We start from the raw sequence: 3,310 nt of genomic DNA, 5'->3' as shown, positions 1-3,310 counted from the left end.
AAATTCCATTCCTATTCGGCCGGCGGTCGGCTGATCACCTCGCTGTCGTTGATGGACGGGCGCTCGACGGTGACCGACAAGGTCAAGGACTCCGTGTTCATGTGCAACATGTGCGGGTCCTGCGACGTCGCCTGCAAGGTGTGCCGCTACGACATGGAGCCGCTGCTGGCGATGCACGAGTTGCGCGCCAAGCTGGTCGAGGACGGCGATCTGCCCGAAGCCTTTCAGCCGATGCTGGAGTCGCTTCGCAAGGACTACAACACGATGGGCGAGCCGCACGAGCGGCGCGGCGACTGGGCGAAGGATCTCGGCGTCAAGGACCTCACCAAGACCACGGCGAAGTATGTCTTCCACGCCGGCTGCCGCTATTCGTTCGACGGCGAGCAGAGCGAAGTCGCCCGCACCGCGGTCGAGATTCTCAAGAAGGCCGGCGTCGACTTCGGCATCATGGGCGCGGCCGAGAGCTGCTGCGGCGGCAAGGCGTTCAGCATCGGCGTCGACCAGCAGCTGCACAACAGCGCCGATCATAATCTGGCGGCGTGGAAGAAGGCCGGCGTCGACACGGTCATCACGCCGTGCGCCGATTGCTACTACGCGTTCAAGCGACTTTACACGAAGCACGCCGGCTCGACGATCAAGGTCGTCCACATGGTCGAGCTGCTCGACCAGATGGTGACGGACGGTCGGCTGAAGATGACCAATCCCGTGCCGATGAAGGTCACCTATCACGATCCCTGCCATCTCGGCCGGCAAGGCGAAGACTACGTGCCGTGGGACGGCGTCGAGAAGAAGATCTTCGGCCAGGCCGTCGTCTACGACCCGCCGCGCCCGCGCTACAACGGCGCCTTCGGCGTCTACGACGCGCCGCGCAACGTGCTGAAGGCCATTCCCGGCGTCGAACTGGTCGAGATGGAGCGCATCAAGGAAGGCGCCTGGTGCTGCGGCGCCGGGGGCGGGGCGCGGGAAGCCTATCCCAAGTTCTCCGAATGGACCGCAGGCGAGCGCATCGAGGAAGCCGAGTCGACCGGGGCGGACGCCCTGGTGACCGCTTGCCCGTGGTGCGAGCGCAACTTCATCGACGCCGTGCGGGGCACGAAGGGCAAGCTGGAAGTTCTCGACATTCTCCAGCTCGTCAACATGGCCCTGTGAGCGGAAGGATCCGAAAAATGGAAATCTCCAGAGACGCCTATCGCGCCATCGAGGACATCGTCGGAACGGAAAACGTCACCGACGATCCCGCTTTCCTCGACTCCTACGCCTTCGAGTGGCTCGCCGAACTCGTGCGGCCGAACCGCAGCCACTACATGCCGCGGCCGTGGGCGGTGGTGATGCCGGCCTCGACCCGCGAAGTGCAGGCGGTGACCAAGGTCTGCAACAAATACAAAATCAAGATCAAGCCGATTTCGACCGGCTGGTATCACTGGGCCGCGCCGATGAAGGACAACGAGCCGACGGTCCAGCTCGACCTCAGGCGGATGAACCGCATCATCGACATCGACGAGAAGAACCGCTTCGCCATCGTCGAGCCCTACGTGATCTGCGCCCAGCTTCAGGCGGAGGCGATGAAGCGCGGGCTCAACTGCAACATCATCGGGGCGGGCAGCTCCACCTCGGTGGTGGCGAGCGCCTGCGCCTATTTCGGCGGCGGCCCGTCGAGCCATTACATGGGCAACAATTCCGACAATCTGCTCGGTCAGGAATGGGTGACCCCGGCCGGAAAGGTCGTTCGCACCGGCTCGCTCGGCTCGGGCGCCGGCTGGTTCTGCTCGGAAGGCCCCGGTCCCAGCGTCAGGGGCGTCACCCGCGGCAACTTGGGGTCGCGCGGCGGTCTCGGCACTTACACCAAATGCGCGATCAAGCTCGCGGATTGGCCGGGGCCGACGGAGTTGGAAGTCAAGGGTCGGCCGCCGGGCTATCGGCTGCCGATCGGCGAGAACTTCCGCGCCTACACGATCGGCGCGCCGAACTGGGACGCGTGGGCGAACTGCTATTACGCGATCTACGACAACGGGCTCGGCTACATCTTCCACCGGCAGTTGAACCTGGCCGGCGCCAATTTGGCGACAGCGTTGTGGCTGACCTACATCGATCCGACCAAGACCCTCAACGACGTCGAGACGCTCGCCAAGGATCCGGAAATCATCGCCATCAACGAGAAGGCGAGGATTTCGTTCCAACTGATCCTGGCCGCGCAGTCGGTCGACGGCATCCAGCTGCAGGACAAGATCCTCGACCAAATCCTCTCCCAGACCGGCTGCTACAAGGTGGAGCGGTATTGCCAACAGGACATGGCCGAATTCACCAACATGTACATGCAACGGCTCGGCCATAAGCACTGCAACTTCATCTGGGCCGGCGGCTACATGGGAAGCTGGATGCAGGCGGGAACCCCGGATTTCGTCAAGGGCTACGTCCCGACCGCGATCAAGGGCTTCGAGGAAGATCAGCAGAGTCATTTGCTGGTCGAGTGCGGCGGCGACGCGCTGATGGGCTGCGGCAGCACCTTGGGCGGCGGCGGCTATTTCGGCCTCGAGCAGTTCGTCTCCTACGACCCCGCCAGCGACGCTTCGATCGACGCGTGCATCAAACATATGGAGGACGCGATCGCCGACTGCGTCGCCCAGGGTCTGCCGCTCGGCAAGGAGCTCCTGTACCTGCAGATCGGCTGGTCCGACCAGAGAATCTGGGACGGCATGGCCAAGGCGCCGCAGACCTTCGTTCTCGATTTCCAAAGACAGTTCAAGGAAGCGGTCGATCCGAACTCTCTCGGCGATCGCAACTATCCGTGGCTGCCTGAGAAGTGGGGACAAGCGCCGGCGCAAGCGAAATAGAGAAACGTCGGCGGTGGACGTTCGCTCCGCCGCCTTCGCGATGCGACGTCGTCGACTCTTGCCGTCGTTCCCGCCACAGCCGAACGACGGCGCCGTCACCCGGGCGATTTGCGCGTCGAGACGACGACACGACGCGGCCGACGCCGTCTCGCGGCTTCTCCGCGACAGAACTTGGAACACGAGGAGCGGGTTATGTTCAACGACTATTTTGCCGCCGGGTCCCGAGGCGAGCCGGATCCCATCAGCGGCGAGCGGCCGAAGAAGCTGAAGTACGGCGTCGGCGGCCAGTGGAAGGAATCGGCCAGCCAAAAATACATGCCGTGTTTCGATCCTTCGACCGGCGCGATCATCGCGCTCGCGCCGCAGTGCACGGCCGACGAAGTCGAGGAAGCCATCGAGGCCGCTGCCAAGGCGTTTCCCGCCTGGCGCGACACGCCGGTGAGCAAGCGGGTCCAGGTGCTGTTCCGGATGAAGGCTCT

3 protein-coding genes are annotated in these 3,310 nt (G+C 63.9%); all 3 read left to right on the top strand.

The genetic code is table 11. The annotated features are described in order from the left end of the window. Positions 1 to 1,149: (Fe-S)-binding protein (locus ABSF49_RS21195; RefSeq protein WP_424114614.1), on the top strand; the 1,149-nt coding region annotated here is incomplete at its 5' end. A 17-nt stretch (positions 1,150 to 1,166) separates the two neighbouring features. Continuing rightward, on the top strand, positions 1,167 to 2,831 hold the full coding sequence (locus tag ABSF49_RS21190) for an FAD-binding oxidoreductase (protein ID WP_424114613.1): 1,665 nt from the start codon (positions 1,167 to 1,169) through the stop codon (positions 2,829 to 2,831). Between the two features lie 192 nt (positions 2,832 to 3,023). Beyond that, positions 3,024 to 3,310, top strand: a 287-nt coding sequence (locus ABSF49_RS21185; RefSeq protein ID WP_424114612.1) for an aldehyde dehydrogenase family protein, incomplete at its 3' end; no start/stop codon positions are given.

This window comes from Roseiarcus sp., from assembly GCF_049514155.1.
GTDB lineage: Bacteria > Pseudomonadota > Alphaproteobacteria > Rhizobiales > Beijerinckiaceae > Roseiarcus.
This window is presented reverse-complemented; position numbering and strand designations above follow the sequence as displayed.

What these genes read in the sequence shown, in the direction of transcription:
- ABSF49_RS21190 (WP_424114613.1), top strand. Translation starts at nt 1,167, where the DNA reads ATGGAAATCTCCAGAGACGCCTATCGCGCCATCGAGGACATCGTCGGA.